This window comes from Agromyces sp. H17E-10 (assembly GCF_022919715.1).
Classification (GTDB): domain Bacteria; phylum Actinomycetota; class Actinomycetes; order Actinomycetales; family Microbacteriaceae; genus Agromyces.
In genome coordinates this window covers 1,665,588-1,691,087 of record NZ_CP095042.1, presented here as the reverse complement: position 1 = coordinate 1,691,087, position 25,500 = coordinate 1,665,588, and the positions used below count along the sequence as shown (strand labels likewise).

Annotated in this window: 20 protein-coding genes; 13 read left to right on the top strand and 7 right to left on the bottom strand. The window is 71.0% G+C overall.

The genetic code is table 11. The features are described from left to right. Positions 1-22 precede the first annotated feature (22 nt). Together MUN74_RS07535 and MUN74_RS07530 are read left to right on the top strand one after the other, a co-directional pair. Positions 23-868: an alpha/beta hydrolase gene (locus MUN74_RS07535; protein WP_244855840.1), complete on the top strand. Its 846-nt coding sequence runs from the start codon at positions 23-25 to the stop codon at positions 866-868. 140 nt (positions 869-1,008) lie between these two features. Continuing rightward, positions 1,009-2,730 carry a beta-N-acetylhexosaminidase gene (locus MUN74_RS07530; protein WP_244855836.1) on the top strand — a complete coding sequence of 574 codons (1,722 nt, stop codon included), beginning with the start codon at positions 1,009-1,011 and terminating at the stop codon, positions 2,728-2,730. Between the two features lie 114 nt (positions 2,731-2,844). On the opposite strand, the gene MUN74_RS07525 is transcribed toward MUN74_RS07530, so the two are convergent. Further along, positions 2,845-3,489 carry a histidine phosphatase family protein gene (locus MUN74_RS07525; protein WP_244855834.1) on the bottom strand — a complete coding sequence of 215 codons (645 nt, stop codon included), beginning with the start codon at positions 3,487-3,489 and terminating at the stop codon, positions 2,845-2,847. A 123-nt stretch (positions 3,490-3,612) separates the two neighbouring features. On the opposite strand from MUN74_RS07525, the gene MUN74_RS07520 reads away from it, so the two are divergent. The 5 genes from MUN74_RS07520 (at position 3,613) to MUN74_RS07500 (ending at position 6,952) form a co-directional block, all read left to right on the top strand. After that, positions 3,613-4,272 (top strand): TetR/AcrR family transcriptional regulator, encoded by a 660-nt coding sequence (locus MUN74_RS07520; protein WP_244855833.1) that lies wholly within the window; start codon positions 3,613-3,615, stop codon positions 4,270-4,272. Then, positions 4,269-4,841, top strand: coding sequence for a hypothetical protein (locus tag MUN74_RS07515; protein ID WP_244855832.1), 573 nt, complete (start codon positions 4,269-4,271; stop codon positions 4,839-4,841). The genes MUN74_RS07520 and MUN74_RS07515 overlap by 4 nt, the downstream gene beginning before the upstream one ends. Before the next feature lie 56 nt (positions 4,842-4,897). Beyond that, positions 4,898-5,404, top strand: coding sequence for a hypothetical protein (locus MUN74_RS07510; protein ID WP_244855830.1), 507 nt, complete (start codon positions 4,898-4,900; stop codon positions 5,402-5,404). A gap of 127 nt (positions 5,405-5,531) precedes the next feature. Continuing rightward, entirely contained in the window at positions 5,532-6,581 is a 1,050-nt protein-coding gene (locus MUN74_RS07505; RefSeq protein WP_244855829.1) for a lipoate-protein ligase LplAB, read from the top strand. 44 nt (positions 6,582-6,625) lie between these two features. Continuing rightward, positions 6,626-6,952 (top strand): hypothetical protein, encoded by a 327-nt coding sequence (locus tag MUN74_RS07500; RefSeq protein WP_244855827.1) that lies wholly within the window; start codon positions 6,626-6,628, stop codon positions 6,950-6,952. 88 nt (positions 6,953-7,040) lie between these two features. Here MUN74_RS07500 and MUN74_RS07495 read toward each other — a convergent pair whose 3' ends face one another. Beyond that, positions 7,041-7,649 (bottom strand): TetR/AcrR family transcriptional regulator, encoded by a 609-nt coding sequence (locus MUN74_RS07495; protein WP_244855826.1) that lies wholly within the window; start codon positions 7,647-7,649, stop codon positions 7,041-7,043. 99 nt (positions 7,650-7,748) lie between these two features. On the opposite strand from MUN74_RS07495, the gene MUN74_RS07490 reads away from it, so the two are divergent. The 6 genes from MUN74_RS07490 (at position 7,749) to MUN74_RS07465 (ending at position 19,194) form a co-directional block, all read left to right on the top strand. Next, on the top strand, positions 7,749-9,212 hold the full coding sequence (locus MUN74_RS07490) for an APC family permease (RefSeq protein WP_244855824.1): 1,464 nt from the start codon (positions 7,749-7,751) through the stop codon (positions 9,210-9,212). Positions 9,213-9,567: 355 nt separating this feature from the next. After that, positions 9,568-11,298 (top strand): amidohydrolase, encoded by a 1,731-nt coding sequence (locus MUN74_RS07485; RefSeq protein WP_244855823.1) that lies wholly within the window; start codon positions 9,568-9,570, stop codon positions 11,296-11,298. Between the two features lie 95 nt (positions 11,299-11,393). After that, complete coding sequence (locus MUN74_RS07480; protein ID WP_244856385.1) at positions 11,394-12,290, top strand: DNA-methyltransferase; 897 nt, start codon at positions 11,394-11,396, stop codon at positions 12,288-12,290. Then, positions 12,287-13,015, top strand: a complete 729-nt coding sequence (locus MUN74_RS07475) for a GntR family transcriptional regulator (protein ID WP_244855821.1) — start codon at positions 12,287-12,289, stop codon at positions 13,013-13,015. The genes MUN74_RS07480 and MUN74_RS07475 overlap by 4 nt, the downstream gene beginning before the upstream one ends. Positions 13,016-13,265: 250 nt before the next feature. After that, a complete protein-coding gene (locus MUN74_RS07470) occupies positions 13,266-17,735 on the top strand; it encodes a LamG-like jellyroll fold domain-containing protein (RefSeq protein ID WP_244855820.1) in 4,470 nt (1,489 codons plus the stop codon). Next, positions 17,725-19,194 carry a HupE/UreJ family protein gene (locus MUN74_RS07465; RefSeq protein WP_244855813.1) on the top strand — a complete coding sequence of 490 codons (1,470 nt, stop codon included), beginning with the start codon at positions 17,725-17,727 and terminating at the stop codon, positions 19,192-19,194. Before MUN74_RS07470 ends, MUN74_RS07465 begins: the two co-directional genes overlap by 11 nt. A gap of 182 nt (positions 19,195-19,376) precedes the next feature. Here the strand turns inward: MUN74_RS07465 and MUN74_RS07460 are convergent, their stop codons facing one another. The 5 genes from MUN74_RS07460 to MUN74_RS07440 form a co-directional block, all read right to left on the bottom strand. Continuing rightward, entirely contained in the window at positions 19,377-20,399 is a 1,023-nt protein-coding gene (locus tag MUN74_RS07460; RefSeq protein WP_244855811.1) for a LacI family DNA-binding transcriptional regulator, read from the bottom strand. A gap of 18 nt (positions 20,400-20,417) precedes the next feature. Continuing rightward, a complete protein-coding gene (locus tag MUN74_RS07455) occupies positions 20,418-21,881 on the bottom strand; it encodes a GH1 family beta-glucosidase (protein ID WP_244855810.1) in 1,464 nt (487 codons plus the stop codon). Between the two features lie 26 nt (positions 21,882-21,907). Beyond that, positions 21,908-22,831 (bottom strand): carbohydrate ABC transporter permease, encoded by a 924-nt coding sequence (locus tag MUN74_RS07450; RefSeq protein WP_244855808.1) that lies wholly within the window; start codon positions 22,829-22,831, stop codon positions 21,908-21,910. Next, the gene (locus tag MUN74_RS07445; protein ID WP_244855806.1) at positions 22,828-24,003 is read right to left on the bottom strand and encodes a carbohydrate ABC transporter permease; all 1,176 of its coding nucleotides are present in this window, start codon (positions 24,001-24,003) and stop codon (positions 22,828-22,830) included. Before MUN74_RS07445 ends, MUN74_RS07450 begins: the two co-directional genes overlap by 4 nt. Before the next feature lie 75 nt (positions 24,004-24,078). Beyond that, positions 24,079-25,401, bottom strand: coding sequence for an ABC transporter substrate-binding protein (locus MUN74_RS07440; RefSeq protein WP_244855805.1), 1,323 nt, complete (start codon positions 25,399-25,401; stop codon positions 24,079-24,081). Positions 25,402-25,500 lie beyond the last annotated feature (99 nt).

Below are 25,500 nucleotides of genomic sequence, written 5' to 3'. Positions count from 1 at the left end.
GAGCGCCTGCGAAGATGTCGGCATGGCGACCTTCACCGACGGGCACGGCGTGCGCATCCACTACGAGTCCTGGCGCGTCGCCGAGCCGACCGCCGTCGTGCAGCTCGCCCACGGCGTCGGCGAGCACATCGGCCGTTATCGCGAACTGATCGCCGTGCTGAACGAGGCCGGCTACTCGGTGTGGGCCGACGACCACCGTGGTCACGGGCAGACGGGCTTCGAGCAGCACGGCGGCGACCTCACCCGCATGGGCCGGCTCGGACCGGGCGGCCTGCGCGCAGCCGTCGATGCGGTGGAGCAGTTCACCGGCGTGGTCCGCGACGCCGAGACATCCGACCTGCCGCTCGTCTACCTCGGCCAGTCGTGGGGGTCGTTCCTCGGGCAGATCATCATGAACCGGCACCCCGAGCGCTATGACGGCTTCGTCTTCACGGGCACCGCGTATCGCACGCTGTTCGACCTGCACTCGCCGAGCAACAAGCGGTTCGGGCACACCGGCCCCACGACGATGGAGTGGCTGAGCCGCGACCCCGCCGTCGCGCAGGCGTTCGTCGACGACCCGTACGCGACCGAGGTACCGCTGCCGAAGCTGTTCGGGCTGCCCGACACCCTCCGGCTGATCGGCCGACCGGCGCGCGACCTCCCGTCCGAGCTGCCCCTGCTCATCATGAGCGGCACCGAGTGCGCGGTCGGCGGCGAGCGCAGCGTGCGGCGCCTCGCCGAGGCCTACGTGCAGCGGTCGGGCCTGCGCGACGTCGAGCTCATCGTCTACGAGGGCGCCCGTCACGAGCCCTTCAACGAGACCAATCGCGAGGAGGTCTTCGGTGACCTCATCCGATGGCTCGACGAACGGTACGCGGTCGACTGACGCGAGAAGTGAGCGAATGATCAACGCTGCTGATCGTTTCTGATCGGAAACATCGGACTATTGACAGCCTCGATCATCGATGGCAAATTCTCGGAGTGAACCCGAGACCGCCCTACCACCGATGCTCGAGGAGGACACCGATGTCCAGATCCCCCCGCGCCGCACTCGTCGCCACCGTGGCGGCCGGAGCGCTCGCATTCGTCGCCGCTCCGATGCCGGCGACCGCCGACGACGGCGGCGGCGACCCGCTCGCCGACCTCGCCCTCATCCCGCAGCCGTCGCATGTCGCGGCGACCGGTGCCGCGCCGGTCGAGCTCGGCGCCGGCACCGTCATCAAGGTGCACCCTCGAGACGACGGTGCGGCCGCGGTCGGCGAGGGTTTCGCCGAACTGCTGCGGGATGCCACGGGCTACACGATCCCGGTCGGGCAGCGTGCTGCCGGGGCATCCCAGGGCGCCACCATCGAACTGTCGACCGACGGCGACGCCGCGCTCGGCGACGAGGGCTACACGCTCGAGACCGAGGGCACGCACGTCTCGCTCGAGGCGCACACCGCCGAGGGGCTGTTCCGCGGCGTCACGACGCTGCGGCAGCTGCTGCCGCCGCAGATCGAATCGGCCGGGGCATCCGACGTCGCCTGGGCGATCCCCGCCGTCGACATCAGCGATGCGCCGCGGTACGACTACCGCGGCGCCATGCTCGACGTCGGCCGGCGCTTCTACCCGGTCGACGACGTCAAGCGGTTCATCGACCACATGGCGCTCTACAAGTACAACGCGCTGCACATGCACCTGACCGACGACCAGGGCTGGCGGCTCACGGTCGACGCGCGGCCCGAACTCACGCAGGTCGGTGCCTCGACGCAGAGCGGATGGAAGCCCGGTACCGGCGGCCCCTGGTTCTACACGAAGGCCGACTACCAGGAGATCGTCGAGTACGCCGCCGACCACTTCATCGAGGTCGTGCCCGAGATCGACGGACCGAGCCACGCGATGGCGGCGAAGGCGTCGATCCCCGAGATCAACTGCGACGGCAAGGCCGTGCCGCCGTACTCGGGCTTCGACGTCGGCCTGCCGACGATCTGCCTCACGCCCGAGAAGCGAGCCGAGGTGCGCGCCTACCTGCAGGACGTCTTCACCGAGGCCGCGCAGCAGAGCTCGTCCGACATCGTGCACATCGGCGGCGACGAGGTGCCGTCGACCACGCAGGAGCAGATGGACTGGTACGTGGGCGCCTCGTCCGAGATCCTCGCCGAGCAGGGCAAGCGGGTCATGGGCTGGCACCAGATCGGCGCCTCGCCGCTGCCCGAGGGCGCGATCATGCAGTGGTGGGCCGACGCCGGCGACCAGGCCTCGATCGGCACGCCGAACGAACGCCCCGACGTGCGCGAGCTCCGCAACGCGCTCGCGCAGGGCGCGACCGTCGTCGCCTCGCCCGCCGACCGCTCGTACCTCGACATGAAGTACGACGCGACGGTGCCGTACGGGCTCAGCTGGGCCGGGCTCGTCGACCTCGAGCGCTCCTACGACTGGGACCCGATCTCGGTGACCTCGAGCCCCGACGGCAGTGTCTCGCTCGCGACCGAGGACCAGATCGAGGGCGTCGAGGCGGCGCTCTGGGCCGACCGGGCGTACCGCGGCTCGACGAAGCTGCCGACCTCGCTCGACCAGTTCATCCCGGTCTCGCAGTATGCCGACTTCACGAGCTTCCCGCGCATGCCCGCGATCGCGGAGGTCGGCTGGTCGGCGCCCGAGGTGCGTTCGTTCGACGACTTCGAGCGCCGCATCGTCGAGCAGGCCCACCGTTGGGACGAGATGGGCATCGGCTACTACAAGGCGCCCGACGTGCCCTGGGAGGAGTAGGGCTGCGGCATCCGCCCGTCATACGACGCGGGGCGTCACCGGTTCGCCGGTGGCGCCCCGTTGCGTTCGTGGGTCGAGGAGGCGCGCCAGCGCCGTCTCGAAACCCGGTGGCGCCTACAGCCCCGCGTGCCAGGGCGGCACGTCGTACCCGAGCAGCCGGATGCGCGGATGGTGCGCTGCGCGCGACTCGGTCGCCCACGGGTAGACGATCGTCGTGACGTTGCAGTTGCCGAGCACGGGCAGCAGGTCGCGGTAGCCGTCGGGGTCCATGCCGGCGAGCTCGCAGAACAACAGGCGGATGAGCGTCGCGTGCGCGACGACCAGCACGCGGCCGTCGGGGAACTCCTCGACGAGCTCGTCGAACACGGGCAGTGCGCGGGCGATGCCGGCGCGGCCCGTCTCGCCACCGGGGAACGGGTTCGACGCCGGCGCCTCGCAGAACGCCGCCCACTCGGCGGGGTACCGCTCGACGAGCTCGTCGGGCGTGAGGCCTTCGGCGGCGCCGAAGTCGATCTCGACGAGCCGGGGCTCGCTGCGCACGGTCAGGCCGGTGGTCTCGGACGAAGGAGCGGCCGAGCGCTGCGCGCGGCTGAGCGGCGAGGCGACGATCGCGTCGAGTCGCGCGTCGACCGCCCAGGCACCGAGCGCCGCGGCCTGGCCGAGCCCGTGGCGGGTGAGCGGCACATCGGAGTTGCCCGCGTACCGGTGGTCGGCGTGCCAGACGGTCTCGCCGTGCCGCGCCAGGAAGAACGTCGTCATGTCGCCAGCGTACGGCGCGACCCGGTGGGTCGAGGAGGGAGCGCGGCGACCGTCTCGAAACCCGCAGGTGACGAACGACGTCGATTGCGGTAGTTTTTGAACATGTTCGAAAATGAGACCGGGATGCCGCAGACGAAGTCCGAGCGCACGCGCGCGCTCATCCGCGACACCGCTCTGGCGTCGTTCCGCGGGCGCGGCTTCGACGACACGACACTCCGACTCATCGCGAAGGAGGCCGGGGTCTCGCTCGGCAACGCGTACTACTACTTCCCGACGAAGAACCACCTCGTGCAGGAGCTCTACGTCGAGGTGCAGCGCGAGCATCGCGTGGCCGCCGAACCGCTGCTCGCGGGGCACGCCGACCTCGTCGAGCGCCTCGGCGTCGTCTACCGAACCGGTCTCGCGACGCTCCAACCGTTCCATCCGTTCGCAGCCGGGTTCGTGGGCGCGGCGATCTCGCCGAAGTCGCCGATCAACCCGCTCGGCGAGGACTCGGCCGAGGCGCGCGAACTCGCGGTCGGGCTGTTCACGGAGGCGGTCGCCGGTGCGAAGCATTCGCTGCCCGACGACCTCGCCCGCTCGCTGCCCGAGGTGTTCTGGCTCGGCTACCTGCTGCTCGCCCTGTATTGGGTCTATGACTCGTCGCCCGGGCAGGAGCGAACGCTGCGCCTGCTCGACCGCGGGCTGAAGCTGCTGGCGCTCGCCCTCCCGCTCGCGAAGGTGCCGCTGCTGCGCAAGCCGCTGCGCGAGCTCGTCGAGCTCATCGCCGAGGTGCGGGCATGACCGTGCCGGCGCCGGGCGTCGCCGGCCGCTATGGCATGCGGGTACGCACACCAGAGTTGCCGATGGCGTTCACCTGGGGTGAGTTCGCGCGCGGGGCAGGGTTCGCGTGGTTGGCGTTCCAGCTCGTGTTTCCGCTGAGCTACCCGGTGATGAGCATCGTCGTCGCCCTTTCGTCGCCCGACCCGTTCGAGTCCGTGAAGAGCGCGGTCGGCTGGGCGTTGCTCGTGGTGATGATGAGCTTCCTCTACGCGCTGCCGTGGTCGATCGGGGCTCTTCTGTTGATCGGCGGGCCCGCTGCATGGGGACTGGGTCTGGGCCTTCGACGCGTGGCGTCCCTTCGGGTGCACCTCGTTGCGTTCGCACTGCTCGGTGCGGTGGTGGGCGCGGTCGTCGCGTGGATCGCCGGCACGATCATGAGCATGGGTGCGTCGGCGACGGTATTCGCCATCGACGCCGCGGTCGTCACCGGCGCGAGCGTCGCCTACGGCTGGCGCCGCACCGCCCGGCGTGCGCTCGCCGACGACGCCCGCTTGATCGGCCACGCACCTGACGGGGAGTGGCGCGCATGACGGCGTCCGGCGTACTCCGCCCGGACGGGAGGCCGGTGCGCCCGCGTGAACTGCCGATGGCGTTCACCTTCGGCGAGTTCGCTCGCGGGGCAATGTGGGCGTGGTGGACGTTTCAGTGGGTGTACCTGCTCGCCAATCTGGCGGTCGATGTCGTCGTCGCGTTTTTCGCGCACGGATCGAGCATGTCGCTGGGACTGTTCTGGTCCGTGTTCGCTTTCCTTTGGTCGGTCGGTGCGCTCCTGTTGCTCGGCGGGCCGTTGGCCTGGTTGCTCGGCCGGTCTTTGCGGAGGGTGCCGAGATCGTTCTGGCATCTCATCGCATTCGGCGCGCTGGGCCTCGTCGTCGGCGCAGTGACGACGCTCGTGGCGACCCAATGGTTCGGATTCTGGCCGGTATGGTCGTCGCTCAGCGCCATGTCGACGGCGATCGCCGCCGTGTCGACCGCGATCGCCGTCGCGTTTGGCTGGCGCCGCACCGCGAAGCGTGCGCTCGCCGGTGATGCGCGGCTCCGGGCGTCAGCCGACAGCGACCAGACCTCGACGGACGCGGAGTCGCTTGACTGAACGTTCGCCGCCGCCCGCCCCGTGATCGAGTGGGCAGAGATCGTCCAGAATTCGTTGAACCTGGACGATCTCTGCCCATTCGATTCGGCCGCCCGAGGGCGAGGGGCCGAACCGTAGGCTTGACCCCATGCACGGTGAATACAAGGTGCCCGGCGGCAAGCTCGTGATCGTCGACTTCGACGTGGTGGGCGGCGCGATCCGCAACCCGCGGGTCGCGGGCGACTTCTTCCTCGAGCCCGACGAGGCGCTCGACGACATCAACGCCGCGCTCGACGGCCTGCCCGCGGCATCCGACTCGAAACAGATCTCGGCGGCGATCAACGCCGGGCTGCGCGGCGACGCGGTGATGCTCGGCTTCTCAGCCGATGCCGTGGCCGTCGCCGTGCGCCGTGCGCTCACCGAGGCGACGAGCTGGGCCGACTATGACTGGGAGGTCGTGCACGATCCGGCGGTGCCGCCGCGCGTGCACCTCGCGCTCGACGAGGTGCTCGCCACCCGCGTCGGCGACGGTCGCCGCAAGCCGACGCTGCGCATCTGGGAGTGGGACGAGTCGGCCGTCGTCATCGGCTCCTTCCAGTCGGTGAAGAACGAGGTCGACCCCGACGGCGCCGAGCGTTACGGCTTCGACGTCGTGCGCCGTATCTCGGGCGGTGGCGCGATGATGATGGAGCAGGGCAATGTCGTCACCTACTCGCTCTACGTGCCCGCCGAGCTCGTGCAGGGCATGAGCTTCGCCGACTCGTACGCGTTCCTCGACGACTGGGTGCTGCAGGGCCTGCGCGGGCTCGGCATCGAGGCGACGTACCAGCCGCTCAACGACATCACGAGCCCGCTCGGCAAGATCGGCGGTGCCGCGCAGAAGCGCCTCGGCAACGGGGGAGTGCTGCACCACGTCACGATGGCGTACGACCTCGACAACGAGAAGATGCTCGAGGTGCTGCGCATCGGCCGCGAGAAGATCAGCGACAAGGGCATCGCGTCGGCGGCGAAGCGCGTCGACCCGCTGCGCTCGCAGACCGGGCTGAGTCGGGGCGCGATCATCGAGAGTCTCAAGCAGACCTTCGTCGCGCTCAACGGGGCGACGCCCGGGTCGGTCACGGCCGACGAGCTCGCCGAGGCGGAGGAGCTCGTCGAGACGAAGTTCGCCACGCGCGAGTGGCTCTACCGGGTGCCCTGACCGCTCGCGAGGAAGGCTCAGGGTCGTCCCGCTAGAATCGCCGGGTGGATTGGTGGATCTGGCTCGCGATCGCGCTCGGCGCGCTCGCCGTCATCGCCGTGGCCGTGCGGCTCGGCTGGATCGACCTCTCCGATAAGACCAAGAAGGGCAAGCCCTCGGGCAGCGCCGTCATGATGATCGGCGACGAGGTCTTCGCGCCGCGCAAGTACGAGGCCCAGGTCGAGATGGACCGGGAGAACCGCCTGCCCACCCCGGCGCCCACGCCCGACGGCGACAAGGGCATCGCCTTCGCCGATGACGAGGCGGATGCCGCGGCGGCGCCTCCGGCGCGGTCCGACCGGTTCAAGGGGTCGATCCGGCTCGACGTCTGACGCCTTCGCGGGTTGAGGAGGCGCGCCAGCGCCGTCTCGAAGCCCGCTGGTGATGAGAACGGGTTTCGAGACGCTCCTTCGTCGCTCCTCAACCCGCCGCGGACGGCGGGCAGCCCAGCTCGCGGGCCACTGAACGCATCGCGCCCGCGGCGGTCTCGACCGTCATGAGGGCGTTGCCGGCGACGATGTGCAGGCCGTAGGCGTCTTCGAGGGCGACGAACGTCATCGCGAGCTCGTCGTCGCCGAGGTTCGGGGAGAACACCCCGGCCGCGCGGCCGGCCGCGAAGATGCGACGGTACGTCTCGAGCTGGCGCAGGTAGAGCTTCTGCACGAGCTCGTCGTGCAGCTCCGAGTTGCCGGCGAGCACGTCGAACTCGTAGAGCAGGCTCATGAGCGCGTCGTCGGGGCCGCTCGGCAGGCCGCCGTCGATCGCGGCCGCCAGCTGTTCACGGGGATCGTCGAGACCTGCGACGAGCGCATCGCGCTCGTCGCAGAACCGCTCGACACCGGCCGAGTGGGCCTCGACGAGCAGGGCGTCGAGGTCTTCGAAGTAATAGAGGATCGCGCCCCGCGTGAGGCCCGCCTGGGCGGCGACGTCGGTGAGCGACAGTGATCGCAACCCGTGCATGCGCCCTGCGGCATACGTCGCCTCGATGAGCTCCGCGCGCCGGGCTTCCTGGTTGCGGGGTCGGGCCATGTTCTTGACACTAACCGATCGGCCTGCCATGCTCGGTGCATTCTTTGACACTTGAGTCAAATAATGTCCCTTGGTTCCCCCGACGAAGCGAGACCACCCATGTCCTCACCCGCTCCAGCGCCCTCGCCGGCGCCCGCCCTCGACACGGCCGCGACGACGACGCACGGCGCGCAGCTGTCGCGCTCGCTCGGCGTCGGCGGCAACGTGCTCATCACCCTTTCGGGCATCTCGCCCGCCTCGAGCGTGTTCATCCTGGGCGGCGCCGCCCTCGCGACCTACGGCACCGGTGTCTTCTGGGGCTTCGCCCTGGCCGGCGTCATCAGCCTGCTCGTTGCCCTCTGCTACGCGGAGCTCGGGTCGCGGCATCCCATCGCCGGCGGTGACTACTCGCTCGTGAACCGAGTGCTCGGGCCGGCCTCGGGTGCGGCGGTGTTCTTCATCAACCTCGTGACGCTGCCGCTCATCGTCGCGATCTTCGCGCTGGGCGTCGCCGACTACCTCGGCGTCGCGATCGCGGGGCTCGACCCGCTGTGGACGGCGCTCATCGTGATCGTGCTCGCGACCGTGACGGCGTGCTTCAACATCCGCACGAACGCGTGGGTGACCGGCGCGTTCCTGTTCGTCGAGATGGCGGCGCTCGTGCTGCTCGCCGTGCTCGGGCTCATCCACGTCGAGCGTCCGATCACGGCGCTCTTCGACCCGCAGGTGCTCGACCCCGCGACGGGTGGACTCGCGCCGCTCGGCATCGCGGGCCTCGTGCTCGCGATCACGCAGGGCATCTTCTCGTACAACGGCTACGGCGGTGCGATCTACTTCGCCGAGGAGACCCGCAACGCCCGCCGCACGATCGCCCGCGCCGTGCTCTGGAGCGCGCTCATCACCGTGCTCGCCGAACTCATCCCGCTGACCGCGATCCTGCTCGGCGCCGACTCGCTCGAGGGCCTCTTCGGTGCTGCCCTGCCGGTCGAGACCTTCCTCGCCGAGAGTGCCGGCGACGCGGTGACGATCGTCGTGCTCGTCGCGATCGCGCTCGCGATCGTCAACGCGATCATCGCGATCGCCCTGCAGTCGGGCCGCCTGCTCTTCGCCGCAGCCCGCGACCAGGCGATGCCGGCCGGGCTCGCCCGCCCGCTCGCGAAGGTCTCGCCCTCGACGAAGATGCCGGTCGTCGCGACGATCGTCATGGGCCTGCTCGCCCTCGCCGCGTGCTTCGTGCCGTTCGACGTGCTGCTCAACGCGACGGGCTCGACGCTCGCGTTCAGCTACGGGTTCATCGCGCTCGCCGCCCTGGTCGTGCGGCGTCAGACGAACCGCGAGGCCGCGGCCGGTGCATCCATGTCGGCGTACTTCCGCATGCCGCTGTGGCCACTCGCCCCCGTCGTCGCCCTCGTCGCGATCGCGACGATCTTCGTCATCGGCATCCTCGACCCCGCGCAGTGGTTGAGCCTCGGCATCGCCGCGGGCATCATCGTCGCCGGGTTCCTGTACTACGCCCTCTACCTGCGCACGCACCCCGGCGCCGCGCACCTGCTCGACGCCGACGAGGACGACGACCTCGCCTGATCGGCAGCGGCCGGACCGCCCGGGCTGCCCGGGCCGGCTCTGCCGAATCCCCGGCCGGACCGCGGCATGCTCGTGATCCGGCCGGGCGCCGGCACCGGCGGTGCACGGCAGGCGCCGCGGCCTGTCGCCGCGAGGTGGACGCCCTCCATCCCCGGACCGGTGGCCCACCAGGGGAGCAGCACCCCGCAGCGGTCGACCACATGACCACATGACCACACCCGGGTCGACCACATGACCACATGACCACACCGTCCGCCGAGTGAACCTCCCGCCGGATTCGCCAGGCAAGATCTCCTCAGCACCACAGCGCTCCCCGGATCACCCCGAAGCGCACGAACCGCAGAAAGCCAGCACCATGACCCTCGACCTCCTCATCACCGGCGCCCGCGTGCGCACCTTCGACCCCGCGCAGCCGTGGGCCGAGGCGATCGGCGTCTCGGGCGATCGCATCGCGTACGTCGGCCCGGCGGCCGGGGCCCCGGCTGCGCGCCGCACGGTCGAGGCCGACGGGCGGCTCGTGACGCCCGGGGTGATCGACAGCCACAACCACCTGCTGCTCGGCTTCGACGAGGACGCGGTCTCGCTCGAGGGCGCGCACACCCTCGCCGAAGTGCGGCGGCGCATCGCCGCGTTCGCCACGGCCCGCCCCGACCTGCCGTGGATCTGCGCCGAGAACGCCGTCTACGCGATCGTCGAGAACCGCCGGCCGAACGCGCGCGACCTCGCCGGGCTCGACCCGCACGGACGGCCGATATTCGTGACGACCTACGACCAGCACTCGGTCTGGCTCGACGCCCGTGCGCTCGACGTGCTCGGCGTCTCGGGCGGCGGCGAGATCGCGTGGGGCAGCGCCGAGCGCGACGCCGACGGTACGGCGACCGGCTGGGTGACCGACTTCTACACGAGCGCGATGACCGTCGCGGGGCTCGCGGCACTGCAGCGCGACATCCCGATGTACTCACCCGAACGCCGGTACCGCAAGCTCCAGTCGAGCATGCGCATGGCGACGGCGCTCGGCATCACGACCGTCGTCGAGCCGCAGGTGCCGCTCGCCGAGCTGCCGCTCTTCGAGCGGGCGCTCGCCGAGGGCGTGCTGAGCTCGCGGGTGATCGCGGCGCTCTTCCACCCGGTGGGCGCCGACGGCGAGTTCCGGCGGGCGCTGCGCGACACGATCGACGATGCGGCGGCGCACGCGGATGCCGCGGGGCTGCTCAGGCTCGGACCGATCAAGCTCTACTCCGACGACGTCATCGAGCCGCACACCGCACTCATGCTCGACGACTACGCGAACCGTCCCGGCCGGCGCGGGCGCCCGAGCTACGCGGGCAACGGCGGACGCGAGCTCGTCGACGTCGTCACCGAACTCGATCGGCTCGGCCTGCAGACCCACACGCACGCGACGGGCGACGGCGGCATCCGGCTCGCGCTCGACGCGATCGAGCACGCGCAGCGGGTGAACGGCACGGTCGACCGGCGCCACGGGGTCGTGCACGTCGAGTGCCTGCATCCCGACGACCTGCCGCGGTTCGCCGAGCTCGGCGTCACCGCGGCGATGCAGCCGCGCCACTGCTCGCCCGACCTCGTCGCCGGCACCTGGATGGAGAACGTCGGCGAGGAGCGCTGGAGCCGCGCGTGGCGGTTCAGGAGCCTCCTCGACTCGGGCGCGACCGTCGCGTTCTCAAGCGACTGGCAGGTCGGCGAGATGGACCCGTTGGTCGGGCTGTTCTCGGCCGCGACGCGCGCCGCGATCGACGGCACGGATGCCTGGACCGCGGCCGAACGCGTCGGTCTCGACCGTTCGCTCGAGGCCTACACCGTGCACGGGGCGAAGGCTTGGCACCTCGACGACCGACGCGGCCGGCTCGCGCCGGGCATGGATGCCGACCTCGTCGTCTGGTCGGGCGACCTGTACGCGCACGAGCACGACCCGATGGGCCTGCTGGGCGAGCACGCCGAAATCACGATGGTCGGCGGGCGCGTGGTGCACTCGCGGGGCGCGGTCGCCGATGTCGTCGGTTCGGCTGCGGCATCCGACCCGGCAACGGGCCGCGAGGTCGGCGACGCGCACGCGCACGAAGTGGGTTGAGGAGGCGCGCCAGCGCCGTCTCGAAACCCGTGAGCACACGACTTCGGGTTTCGAGACGCTCCTGCGTCGCTCCTCAACCCGCCTCCTGCGGCAGACTGGAGCGCGTGGCCCCCGACGAACCAGACCGCATCATCCATGCGGACAACCTCGCCGTGCTGCCCACCCTGCCCGACGGCCGGTTCACGCTCATCTACCTCGACCCGCCCTTCAACACCGGGCGCGTGCAGGCGCGGCAGGCGCTCCGCCACGTGCGGCAGGTCGAGACGGATGACGCCGACCGCGAGGCATCCGCCACGGAAACCGGAATCGGTACGATCACCGGCTTCGCGGGCAAGCGGTACGAGCGCATCCGCGGTGACCTGCTGCGCTACGACGACCGCTTCGACGACTACTGGGCGTTCCTCGAGCCGAGGCTCGTCGAGGCGTGGCGGCTGCTCGCCGACGACGGCACCCTGTACCTGCACCTCGACTACCGCGAGGCGCACTACGCGAAGGTGCTGCTCGACGCGCTGTTCGGGCGCGAGTGCTTCCTCAACGAACTGATCTGGGCGTACGACTACGGCGCCAAGTCGAAGCGGCGCTGGCCGACGAAGCACGACACGATCCTCGTCTACGTCAAGAACCCCGAGACGTACTGGTTCGACTCGACCGCGGTCGACCGCGAGCCGTACATGGCGCCGGGGCTCGTCACCCCCGAGAAGGCCGAGCTCGGCAAGCTGCCCACCGACGTCTGGTGGCACACGATCGTCTCGCCGACCGGGCGCGAGAAGACGGGTTATCCGACGCAGAAGCCCGAAGGGATCCTGCGCCGTATCGTGCAGGCGTCGACCCGCGAGGGCGACTGGGTGCTCGACTTCTTCGCCGGCTCGGGCACGACGGGCGCGGTCGCCGCGACGCTCGGCCGCCGGTTCGTGCTCGTCGACGAGCATCCCGACGCGATCGCCGTCATGCGCGGCCGCTTCGCCGAGGTCGCGGGCGTCGAGTTCGAATGACCGCCGCCCACGAGCGCGATCTGGCCCGCGAACTGCGGCGGCAGATCACCTCGGGTGAACTGCCCGCCGGGTCCCGGCTGCCGAGCGAGCTCGACCTCGCCGCATCGCACGCGGTCTCGCGCAGCGTCGTGCGCAGCGCGCTCGCCGCGCTCGCCCGGCAGGGGCTCGTCGAATCTCGACGGGGAGCCGGCTGGTTCGTGCAGGCGGCGACGACGCAGGGGTTCGACCGGATGCGCTCGTTCACGCAGTGGGCCGAGGCCCGCGGTCGCGAGTCGGGTGGCCGCGTCGTCCGCCGTGAGGTGCGCCGGGCGACGCCACGCGAGGCGCGCCTGCTCGGCATCGGCACCGGCGACCAGGTGCTGGCCATGGTGCGCGTGCGCACGCTCGAGGGTCGCGACGTCATGGTCGAGCGGTCGACCTGGGCACCGTGGGTGCTGCCGCACGTCGAGCGCATGCCCGACGACGCGCACTCGACCACCCGGTTGCTCGCCGACGCGGGCATCGTGATCACCCACGGAAACCACCGCATCGAGGCGGTCGCCGCGTCGAGCGAGGACGCGCGGCTGCTCGGCGTCCGCCGTTCGAGCCCGATGCTGCAGGTGCGGCGGGAGACCTATGCCGCGAACGGCCGCCCGGTCGAGTGCGGCGAAGACCGCTACCTGCCGCACACCATCTCGTTCGAGGCCCAGGCCGCGGGCACCGCGGAACTGCCCGACGCGGGCTGACGCGACCCGCGCCGAACCCTCCCGCGCCGAAACCGCTCCCGCACCCACTGTGCGCAGCGGGCCGACGAATCCGCGCCGACTCGCGATTCCGCCGCCGTGTCGTCCCGTCGCGTTCACCCGGTGGCCACCTTCGCTCGATTTCGTGGCAGCGTTCCGGCTCCTGTCATCCGAAGGACGTACCGTGTCGCACCCTGTCGTTCCCCCGTCCGAATCCGCCGTGCCTCGCCGATCCCGGCATCGCCCGGCCCTCATGGTCACCTCCGTCGCCGCGGCGACGCTCCTGCTCACCGGCCTCGCCGCGGTGCCGGCCCAGGCGTTCACCGCGCGGCCCGCCACCGCGCCGGCCGCCACCGCGCGGGCCGCCACCGCACCGGCCGGCGACACCTCGTCGTCGAGCACCCCGTCGGTGGGTACGTCGACGACCGCCGCCATCACCGGCCCGGCCACCGCGAACGTCGGTGACACCGTCGCCTTCACGGGTGGCACCGGCTCGGTCGGCGACCTCGTCGTCACGGTCGAGAGCCCCGACGGCGTCGTCGCCGCGGTCACCCCCGGTGACGACGGCGCCTACCGCTTCGTGCCCGCCATCGCCGGCGAGTACACGGTCGCCTTCACCGTCACCGACGCCGACGGCGGCATCACCGAGGAGACGCGCACCGTCGTCGTCACCGGGGGAGCGGCCGCCGAGGATGCCGCTGCGCCGTCGGCCACGGACGCTTCGGCCGCCGGCCGACCCGACGCCGAGGCATCCGCCACCGCACCGACGGACCCGGCGGCGACGGCAACCGGCACGACCGGCGCGGCCACCGCGACCGCCGCGGGCGAGCCCGACATCCGGTTCGCCGCGATCGGCGACATCCACGACAACTGGAGCGAGCTCGCCGAGGCCTACGACTTCTGGGCGGCCGAGAACGTCGGCACCGCCCTCTTCGTGGGCGACCTCACGAACTCCGCGACGGCGAGCGAATACGCCGGGCTCAAGTCGACGATCGACTCCAAGGCCGACCTCGGCATCGACCTCGTCGCCTCGCTCGGCAACCACGACGTCAACGCGATCTCGTCGTACGACCTGTTCACGCAGGCGACCGGCGGACAGAAGCCGAACGCCGACTACACGATCAACGGCTACCACTTCATCACCGTCTCGCCGGGCGCCGGCACGCTCGACCCCGTGACGGGCAAGCCGTCATCGGCGAGCTCGGGCAACTACGCCTACGCCGCCTCGTGGCTGCAGCAGCGGCTCGCGGCCGCAACGGCCGAGGACCCGACCAAGCCCGTCATGGTGCTCGTGCACCACCCGCTGCAGTGCACCCACTACGTCTCGAACGAGTGGTACGGCACGGGCCTGTCGAGCGGCTGCGGCAACACGCTGCAGTCGGTGTTCGACGACTTCCCGCAGGCGGTCGTCTGGGGCGGGCACATCCACACTCCGCAGAACATCCCGACGTCGGTCTGGCAGGGTCAGGAGAACCGGGCCGGCGACAAGTCGGGCAAGGGCTTCACGACCGTGAACGCGCCGCCGCTCGCGTACTACGAGTTCGAGTCGGGCGTGGTCAACACGAGCCCGACCAGCCGCGCGAACGACACGACGCCCGACGATGCGGGCAACAACCGCCAGACGGCCGTCGTCGAGATCACCGGCTCGAAGGTCACGATCAAGAACTACGACCTGCTCGCCGACCAGTGGATCGACCAGACCTGGTCGTGGGACGTCGCCGACTCGGTCGACACGACGAAGAGCTACGACGAGCGGTTCCCGCTCAACAACACGCACCGCGCGAGCCTCACGAAGGCACCCGTGTGGAACGCCGGCTCGGCGCTGACGGTGAACGGCGTCGGCGAGGACAAGGCCATGGTCGCGTTCCCGCAGGCGGTGCCCGCCCCGAACACCGTGCAGGACATCGTGCACAAGTACCGCTACACGACGGTCGACGTCGCGACGGGGCAGACGGTGAACACGTTCCTGCAGTGGTCGGGCTTCTACAACCTGCCGATGCCGACGAGCCGCAACCACGAGGTGTGGAACCTGCGCCCGTCGCGCGAGTACGAGGTGCGGGTCACCCCGATCAACGCGTGGGGCAAGGAGGGGACGGCGCTCACCGCGCGCTTCACGACGACCGGTTCGACGGGCCCCGCCGAGCCGCCGTTCGACCCCGAGACGCTGACGTTCGACGACCTGCGCGAGCAGGTGCCGACCGCCGACCTGCTCGACGTCGGCTTCGCCGAGGGCAAGGCGGTGGATGCCTCGCCGAAGGCGTGGGCCCTCACCGCGGGTTCCGCGGCCCGAGTGGCCGACGACGCCGACCTCGGCGCGCAGGTCGCGATCGGCGAGCAGGGCGCGGCGTCCGCGATCAGGACGTCGCTGTGGAGCGACGCCGACTACGCGAAGCTGCAGGACGGCTTCACGATCGACGCGACCTTCAAGCTCGACGCGATCGACAAGCCCGTCGGCGGCTACGTCGACGTGTTCGGCGGCATGCAGGGCGGCGGCATCGGCCTCGAGGCGGTGCGCACGGCCTCGGCCGAGACCTACGAGCTCGGCTTCTGGTACGCGAGCCCGCGCCCGTCAGTCGCACTGAAGTACGGCACCTGGTACCACGTGACCGGCTGGTACGACGGCACCGACGCCCGCCTCTACGTCAACGGCGCGAAGGCGGTGACCACCGAGGACGTGTCGTTCCCGGTGAAGCCGACCAACGCCGCGGCGAAGTACATGGCGATCGGCGGCGACGCGAACCCGAACGGCACGCTCGACGACTCGACGTTCGACGGGCGCATCGCGGGGGTCGAGATCTACAGCACGGCGCTGAGCGACAAGAACGTCTACCGCGTCGCGAACCGCGAGCTGAAGCTCATCGACGCCACGCCGCCGCAGGTGAGGGCCGATCGGCCAGTGCCCGGCGCGTCTGCGGTCGTCGACCAGCCGTACATCGCCCCCGCCGCGCAGGCGGTCGACAACTCGGGCCGGGTCAAGGTCGCCGTCGAGGTCACCGACCCCGCAGGCGGCGTCGTCGAGGTCACCCGCACCGACGACGGCCGGTACACGTTCACGCCGACGATGACGGGTGCGCACACGCTCGCCTACGTCGTCACCGACGCGGCCGCCCGGCAGTCGCAGGCCACCTTCACCGTGACCGCGGCGAAGGGCTCAGCGGCGATGGCCGGGCTCCTCGAGCCGCTGCCCGCCGCCGACCTGCTCGACCTCGACTACGTCGCCGGCAAGCCGGTCGACCGGTCGCCGCGGGCGCACGCGATCACGGCGGGCAACGCACCGATCGCGGTCGACGCCGCGCTCGGCACCGAGGTCGCCACGTTCACCGCGAACTCGGCGCAGGGGTCGCGCATCCCGTGGTCCGATGCCGACTACGCGAAGACCGAGGACGGCTTCGCCATCGAGTCGGTCGTCATGGTGCCGCAGATCACGACCGAGCGCGACATGATCTCGAACACGCAGAGCTCGGGCCAGGGCCTCGAGATGCTGCCGGGCACGCAGCCCGGTAAGGTCTCGCCCGAACTGTGGGTGCGGGTCGGCGGCACGTACGTCGTCGCCCGGGCCGAGAACGCGGTGACCGCGAACCGGTGGTCGCACGTCCTCGCGACCTACGACGCGACGTCGGGTGCGCTGCGGGTCTTCGTCGACGGTCGCGAGGCCGGGTCGGCCGTCGCAGCCGGCGGCGGCAAGGTGCAGAACCCGACGGGAGCTGCGCGCTCGTTCGTCGTCGGCGGCGACATCTCGACCGCCGGTACGGTCGAGTACCCCTTCGAGGGCGTCATCCAGTCGGCGAAGATCTTCAGCGAGCCGATCGCGGCAGCGCAGGTGAAGCGCCTCGCCGCCCGTGCCCTGCAGAGCAACGACACGACCCCGTCGCTCGTCGAGGTCGACCCCGAGCCCGCCGCGACCGCGACGGTCGGCGCCGACTACACGGTGCCGTCGGGCATCGCAGGCGACGACTCGGGTCAGGTCGAGCTCGCGATCACCGCGTCGGGGCCGATCGGCGACGACGTGGCGATCGAGCCGGGCACGATCGTGCCGCCGGCCGCGGGGGAGTACACGCTCCGGTACCGTGCGGTCGATGCGGCCGGCAACGACACCGTGGCCGAGTTCGACGTGACCGTCGAGGACCCGGCGCCCGTCGCGACCGTCCTTCCGAGCATCTCGGGCACCACCGAGGTGGGCGGCCTGCTCTCGGCGAAGCCCGGTGAGTGGGATGCCTCGGGCCTGACCTTCTCGTACCGCTGGACGGCGGACGGCGAGGAGATCGAGGGCGCGACCGGTGCGCAGCTGCAGGTCGGCGGGTCGCTGAACGGCGCGGAGATCGCGGTGACCGTCACCGCGAGCCGGCCGAACAGCGCCGACGGCTCGGCGACCTCGAACGCCGTCGCGATCTCGGCCCTGCCGGCCTGGCGCGCCGACCGGGTCTACAACACGGGCGACCGGGTGCTGCACGACGGCCGCGTGTTCGTCGCCCAGTGGTGGACGAAGGGTGCGACCCCCGGTGCGACCGCGAAGAACGGCAAGGTGACGAGCGCCTGGGCCGAGCAGGGCGTCGAGGTCGGCACCGCGAAGGGCGTCGTGCGGGCGTGGACCCCCTCGTGGGTCTACACCGGCGGTGAGACCGTCGCCCATGAGGGCCGGCTCTACCGTGCCTCGTGGTGGACCCGCGGCGAGGAGCCCGGTACCGCGAAGCACCCGGCCTGGGCGGACCTCGGTGCGCTCTGAGCAACCCCGCGAGCGGAGCGCGCGCCTCGTGCGCGCGCTCCTGCTCGCGTCCGCAGCGATCGTGGCGGCCGGCCTCGCCCTGCTCGTGCCGGCCGCCCCAGCCGCCGCCCACAGCTACGCGGCGACCGTCTTCGCCGACGTCACCGAGCCCGAGCCGGGACTCGTGCGCACGGTGCTCGAGGTCGAGTACGTGCTGCTTGCGACCGACGGCGCACGCGCCATGGAGGACGCCGACTTCGAGGCCGACGCCTACGCCGACGTGCAGGCGTCGGGGCGCGATCCCGAGAAGCTCACGACCGAGGTGCTCGAGCGGCACTCGGACTCCGTGCTCGGCTACGTCCTGCCCCGGTACTCGATTTCCGTCGAGGGGGATGCCCCGGCCGGGACATCCGCGCCGGTCGACGCCTGCCCGAACACGCTCGCCGAGCCGTTCGCGATCACGATCCGCGACGGCGTGCCGCACGCGAAGCTCGTGATCGACAGTGACTGCCGGTCGGAGGTCGGCGCGGCCGCGCCCGTCTATCGCATCGGCACCGAGCTGTTCCCGGGCACGGCGCCCGGCGGCAAGACGACGACGATCGTGAGCTACGACCTCCGTTCGGGGTCGGGCGTCGCGAACCTCGACACCGACACGAGCCCGACTGTGACGACGACGCAGGACTGGGGCTCGCGCATGGGGGAGTTCCTCGTGCTCGGCAGCGAGCACCTGCTCTTCGGGCCCGACCACCTGCTGTTCCTGCTCGCGCTCATCGTCGGCGCGCGGCGCCTGCGCGACATCGTCGTGGTCGCGACGGCGTTCACGGTCGCGCACTCGATGACGTTCATCGCCGCGGCGCTCGGGTTCGTGAGCGTGCCGCCGGCGATCGTCGAGCCGATCATCGCGTTCTCGATCGCGGCGGTCGCGCTCTGGAGCGTGTGGGTGTCACGGCGCGGGCGCGGCGGGCTCGGCGGGATGCTGCCCTGGAATCGGGCCACGCCCCTCGACGTCGACCTCCTGGGCTCGGGCGGCCGCAGCGGCTTGGCCTCGGGCGCCGGTTCCGGCTCGGGCGCGGGAACGCGACAGGGCTCGGGCGGCGCCTCGGCCGCGAGCCAAGGCGGCGGGCTCGCGCTCCGCGAGCGCACGGTCGTCACCCCGTTGCCGGCGGTGCTCGCGCCGCCCCGCGGGTTCTCGCGCGAGGACTGGGTGCGCGTCGCCGTCGTGTTCGTCTTCGGGCTCGTGCACGGCGTCGGCTTCGCGGGCGCGCTCGGCATCGAGGAGCCGTTCTCGTGGGGCCTGCTCGGCGCGCTGCTCGTCTTCAACGTGGGCATCGAGCTCACCCAGCTCGTGCTCATCGCGATCGCGTTCCCGCTCATCGTGCTCGTGCGGCGCCGCGTGCCCGGCGTGCCGCTGTGGATCGAGCTGGCGGTCGCGGCGGTCGGGCTCTTCTGGTTCTTTGAACGCCTGTTCGCCGTGGGGTGACGGGCGGCAGCGTCCGTCGGGTCACGACCTGGCGGGTGCGCCGACCCCGCTCCGTCGCACCGCCCCGGTGAGTCGCCGGAAGATGTCATTCATCGCTCGACGAACGACACTTTCTGGCGACTCGGCGTCCCCGACTGGGCGTGCAGCCGCGGCGTGGTGAACGACGGGCGCGGCCGCTCGCCCTACGCCGACTCGCGCACCACGAGCCGCGTCGGCAGGATGGTCTGCTTCGGCACGTCGTCGTCGCCCGAGATGAGGCGGATGAGCAGCTCGGCCATCGTGCGGCCCTGCTCCTCCGACGGCTGGGCCACGGTCGTGAGCGCGACCGGCAGGCGGGTCGCGACCGGGCTGTCGTCGAAGCCGACCACGGCGACGTCGTCGGGCACGTGCAGGCCGCGCTCGGCGAGCACCGCGAGCGCACCGCTCGCCATGAGGTCGCTCGCGACGAACAACGCGTCGACGCCGTCGTCGCCGACCCGGTCGAGCAGCCGCCGCGTCGCCGCGGCCGCTCCCTCGGCCGTGAAGTCGCCCGACTCGACGAGGTCGTCGGGCAGCCCGGCGGCGGTCACCGCGGAGCGGTAGCCGTCGCGGCGGTCGACGCCCGCGCGCATGTCGAGGGGGCCCGTGATCGTGCCGATGCGCCGGCGACCGAGGTCGATGAGGTGCTGCGTGCCGACCGCCGCGGCCGCCTCGTTGTCGACGTCGACGTAGGTCGCTCCGGCGACGAGCCCGTCGACGGGCCGACCGCCGAACACGAGCGGCACCGACGAGTCGGCGAGCAGGATCTCGTCGCCCGTGTGGTGCGAGATCACGAGCGCGCCGTCGACGACGCCCGACTCGAGGTACGTGCGGGTCTTGTGCCGCGGGTCGCTCGACGCCACGAGCAGGTTGAGCACGTAGTCGCTGTCGTCGATGCGGCTCATGATGCCCTTGACGATCTCGGCGAAGTACGGGTCGCCGAAGAACGTCGTGACGTCCTCGGGCACGACGAGCGCGATCGCGTTGGACGAGCGGCTCGCGAGCGAGCGCGCGGCTCGGTTCGGCACGTAGCGCAGGCGTTTGACCGCGTCGTTGACCGCTGCGGCCACCTCGGGGCTCACCTTGGGCGAACCGTTGACGACGCGGCTCACCGTCGCCCGCGACACTCCCGCGACGCGTGCGACCATCTCGAGCGTGGGGGCGCCCCCCGAGGCATCCTTCGCCATGTCGTCAGTCTAGGCAGGTCACAGTGAACGGTCTCGGATGACGCGGGCATACGCGTGCCCGCTGCGCTTGACGGTGCGCTCCTGGGTCTCGTAGTCGACGCGCACGATGCCGAACCGCTTCGCGTAGCCCCAGGCCCACTCGAAGTTGTCGAGCAGCGACCAGTAGAAGTAGCCCTCGACCGGCACGCCCTGCTCGATCGCGTCGAGCACGGCCGCGAGGTGCGCGACGACGAACCGTTCGCGGTCGACGTCGTCGACCCGTGCGACGCCCTCGAGATCGAGCGAGAGCTCGTCGTCGTAGGCGGCGCCGTTCTCGGTGACGTAGAGCGACACCCCGGCCGACGAGGCGTACTCGTCCCAGATGCGGCGGAGGAGCCGGGTGAGGCCCTCGGGCTGCACCTCCCAGTTCTGCGCGGTGCGCGGCAGGCCCCGTTCGACGTTGTGCAGGTCGTGGGCCGCCGGGTAGGGGCTGCGCGTCGGGCGGGTGTTGCCCGGTCCGCTCGAGACCGGCGTGTCGGCCGGTGCGGGCGGGGTCGCCGACACGAGGTCGCCGTGGTAGTAGTTCACGCCCAGCGTGTCGATCGGCGCCGAGATCAGTTCGAGGTCGCCGGGGGCGACCGCGGCTTCGAAGCGTTCGACGGCCGCGGCATCCACCGCCCTGATGTCCTCGACCACGTCGGCGGGGTAGCTGCCGCGGAACAGCGGGTCGAGGAACCACCGGTTGAACTGCCCGTCGAGCCGGCGCACCGCATCGAGGTCGCGCGGGTCGGTCGGGTCGGCGGGGTCGGCGACGGTGTGGTTGAGGGTGATGCCCAGGCTGAGCGAGGCGTCGCGTGCCCGCAGCTCGCGCACGACCTGCCCGTGGCCGAGCAGCAGGTGATGCGAGGCGAGCAGCCCCTCGGCGATGCTCTGGTGCCCGGGCGCGTGCTCGCCGCCCGTGTATGACAGGAACGAGGCGCACCACGGCTCGTTGAGGGTCGTCCACGCGGTCACCCGGTCGCCGAGCGCGTCGTGCATCGACAGTGCGTACTCGGTGAACCGGTCGGCCGTCTCGCGCACCGTCCAGCCGCCGCGCTCCTGGAGCGCCTGCGGCAGGTCCCAGTGGTAGAGCGTGAGCCACGGCTTGATGCCGGCTTCGAGCAGCTCGTCGACGAGACGCGAGTAGAAGTCGACGCCGGCCGGGTTCACCGCGCCGCCGTCGGGCCGCACGCGCGCCCACGAGGTCGAGAACCGGTACGTCTGCAGGCCGAGCTCGCACATGAGCGCGACGTCCTGCGGCATGCGATGGTAGTGGTCGCACGCGACGTCGCCGTCGTCGCCGCCCACCACGGCGCCCGGCACCCGGCAGAATGCGTCCCAGATCGACGCGGTGCGGCCGTCTTCGAAGGCGGCGCCCTCGATCTGGTACGCCGCGGTGGCCGCGCCGAACAGGAAGGCCTCGGGGAACGCCCGCCCCGCGGCATCCGTCGTCGTGTCGGTCATGGAGAGGTCCTCTCGAATTCCGATGGTCATCCCTTGACTGCTCCTGCCATGATCCCTGAAATGAGTTGCTTGCCGGCGATGATGAAGAGAATCAGCAGCGGCAGCGTCGCGAGCACCGCGCCCGCGAGCACGACCGAGTAGTCGACGTACCGCGCCGACTGCAGCTGGCTGAGCGCCACCTGCAGGGTCGGGTTCTGCGGCACGACGAGCAGCGGCCAGAGGTAGTCGGTCCACGCCGTCATGAAGGTGAACAGGCCGAGGATCGCCATCGCGGGACGGGCCGCCGGCACGCCGACGTGCCAGAAGGTGCTGATCATGGATGCCCCGTCGACGCGGGCCGCCTCGATGAGTTCGTCGGGGATGACGTCGACCAGGTACTGCCGCATGAAGAACACGCCGAACGCGGTCACGAGGGTCGGCACGATCACGGCGCCGAGGGTGCCCGTCCAGCCGAACTGCTTCATGAGCATGAACAGCGGGATGATGCCGAGCTGGGTCGGCACCGCGAGCGTCGCGATGACGAACACCATGAGCCCCTCGCGGCCGCGGAACCGCAGCTTCGCGAAGGCGTACCCGGCGAGCGTCGAGAAGCTCACGACCGAGAGCGTGATGACGCTCGCGACGATGATCGAGTTGCCGAGCGCGAGCCAGAACGGCACCGTGTCGAGCACCTCGCCGACGTTGGTCCAGAACTGGCCGCCAGGCAGCAGCGGCGGCCAGGTGCTCGTGAGCGCCGACTTGTCGCTCGAGCCGATGATGAACGACCAGTAGAGCGGGTAGGCGCCGGCGACGAAGAAGACGCCGAGCAGCGTGTAGGTGAGCCAGCCGGGGCGTCGCTCGATGCCGAGCGCTCGGCGGCGGGGTGCGTCGTGCCGTGACGGGGCGAGGTCGCGACCGCGGCCGCGGCCGCCCGTCGCGCCGCTCGTGACGACGGCCTTCGTGGCGGTCATGCGCGGTCCTCCCTGCTGGGTTCCTCGAGGCTGTCGTCGTCGAGTGTGGGTTCGGCCACCATGGCCCCGGTCACGCCCCCGGCTCCGGGCACGGCGGCGAGGGATGCCCCGGCCCGAGTCGCGGCATGGGCGTCGAGCCGGCGTCGGGTGCGGCGCTTCGCACTCTTCGCCTCGGCTCCGGCGATGCGTCGCGAGAGCCAGAAGTTCACGAGGCCGATCGCGACGATGATGAGGAAGAGGATCCACGCGACGGCGGAGGCCTTGCCGAAGTCCTGCCGGTTGAACGCGAGGTCCCAGAGGTACAGCACGGTCGTCTGGTACTGCCGTTGCGGTCCGCCGGGGATCGAGCTCGTCGCGTTGAAGAGCTTGGGCTCGGTGAAGATCTGCAGGCCGCCGATGGTCGCCGTGATGACGACGAAGACGATCGTGGGCTTGATGCTCGGGATCGTGACCGAGAAGAAGCGTCGCACGGCGCCGGCGCCGTCGATCGCGGCGGCCTCGTGGATGTCCTTCGGCACGGCCTGCATCGCGGCGAGCAGGATGAGGGCGTTGTAGCCCGTCCAGCGCCAGTTGACCATGGTCGCGATGGCGATGTGGCTCGGCAGGGTCTCGGTCTTCCACATCACGGGATCGGCGCCGAGCGTCGTGAGCAGGTTGTTGATGAGCCCGTACTTCTCGCCGAAGACGTTGCTGAAGATGAGGGCGACCGCGACGGGCGTCACGACGTAGGGGAGGATGACCGACAGCCGCCAGAAGGTCTTGGCGCGGATGTTCTGGTCGAGCACCGCCGCGATGACGATCGCGGCGATGAGCTGCGGCACGGCCGACAGCAGGAAGATGCTGAACGTGTTGAACAGCGAGTTCCAGAACAGCGGGTCGGTGAGCTCGTCGGTGAAGTTCTGGAGGCCGATCCACTCGCCGGGGCCGGTGAGCAGGTTCCAGTCGTTGAGCGACACCACGAAGGTGTAGCCGAGCGGGAAGAGTCCGACGAGTCCGAACAGCACGAAGAACGGCGCGATGTAGAGGTAGGGCGAGTACCGCACGTCCCAGCGGTTGAGCCGCTGCCGGGTCGTGAGCGGGGTGCGGGGTGCGGTGCGGGCGCGGTCGCGCTTCGCACTGCCCGACGGCGTGGGGGATGCCGCCTCCGTCGGCGGCGTGATGGTCGAAGTCATTGGGGGTTCCTCTCGTGATGCGGGCCCTTCGGAGCGGTTCGTTCCGAAGGGCCCGCGTTCACCGCACTGGTCGGACTACTGCTGGACCAGCTGGTCGAGGAGGTCGAGCGCGTGCTGCCACGCGGTCGGGCCGTCGGCCTTGCCCGAGTCGAGCTCCTGGATCGACGGTCCGAAGACCTGCTCCTGGATGACCGAGTCGTCCGGTCCCTTGTACTGGGCGACGACGCCCTCGGCACGCGAGCCGAGGATCTCGCCGATCGGGGCGTCGTTGAAGAACGCGGTCAGCTCGCTCTCACCGGTCACGCCCGCGTCGGACTGCGCCTCGACGTTCGAGGGGAACGTGCCGGCCGCCTGGAACGCGGCGACCTGCGACTGCGCGTTCGTCAGGTACTCGGCGAGCTCGGCCGCCTCCTTCGGGTGCTTCGAGGTGGTGGGCACCGTCAGGAACGCACCGCCCCAGTTGGCCGCGCCGCCGGGGAAGACGTCGGCGAAGTCCCAGCCCGTGGTGGCGTCGCCGCCGGCGGCCTCGACCTGGCCCTTCACGACGCCGAGCATCCAGCCCGGGCAGACGAAGGTCGCGAACGAGCCGTCGGTGAACGCCTTGCCGCCGCCCCAGTCCCACTGGGTCTGGTTCGACGAGAGGCCGTCGGCCGCGCCCTGCGCGAGCAGCGCCCAGCGCGCCTCGAGCTCCTTGTTGCCCTCGACGTTGAGCTCGCCGTCGGCGGTGTAGTAGCCCTCGGGCAGCTGGTTCACCATCGAGTTCCAGACGAAGCCCGACTGGTCGTAGAACGCCTTGCCGGTCTTGTCGTGGTAGGCCTTGCCGACCTCGAAGAACTTCTCCCACGAGGCATCCTCGCCGCCGAACAGGGCTGCGACGCCCTCGCGGTCGCTCGGCAGGCCGGCCTCCTCGAAGAGCTTGCCGTTGTAGCAGAGGCCCTCGGGGCCGATGTCGGTGCCGTAGCCGATGATGCGGCCGTCGGCGTCGGTGGCCTGCTTCACCTTCCAGTCGACCCACTGGTCGCTGAGGTCGTCGGCACCGTAGTCGCGCAGGTCGGTGAACGAGTCGCTCACCTGCATGACCTTCGAGAGCCAGCCCTCCTCGACGGCCTGCACGTCGGGGAGCCCGGCGCCGGCGGCCTGCTTGGTCTGCCAGTCGGTGAGGGCGTTGCCGCCCGTGTCGATGTTCGTGGCCTTGATGGTGATGCCGGGGTGGTCGGCCTCGTACTGCTCGTACAGGCCCTCGAGGCCCTGGGTGCCGAACGTGGTGACGGTGAGGGTGATGTCCTCGCCGTCGCCGGTCGTGTCGCCGCCGCCGGTGGAACAGGCTGTGGCGAGCAAGGCGATCGATGCCGCGCCGGCGATGGCGACGGCGCCGCGGGTGCGTCGTGAGAGCTTCACGGTCACTCCTTTGTGTGCGTGGTCGATTGGGGATGATGATGCAGGAATCAGAGAGCGCTCTCACCCGATTGTGAGAGCGCTCTCACATATTCGAGAGGT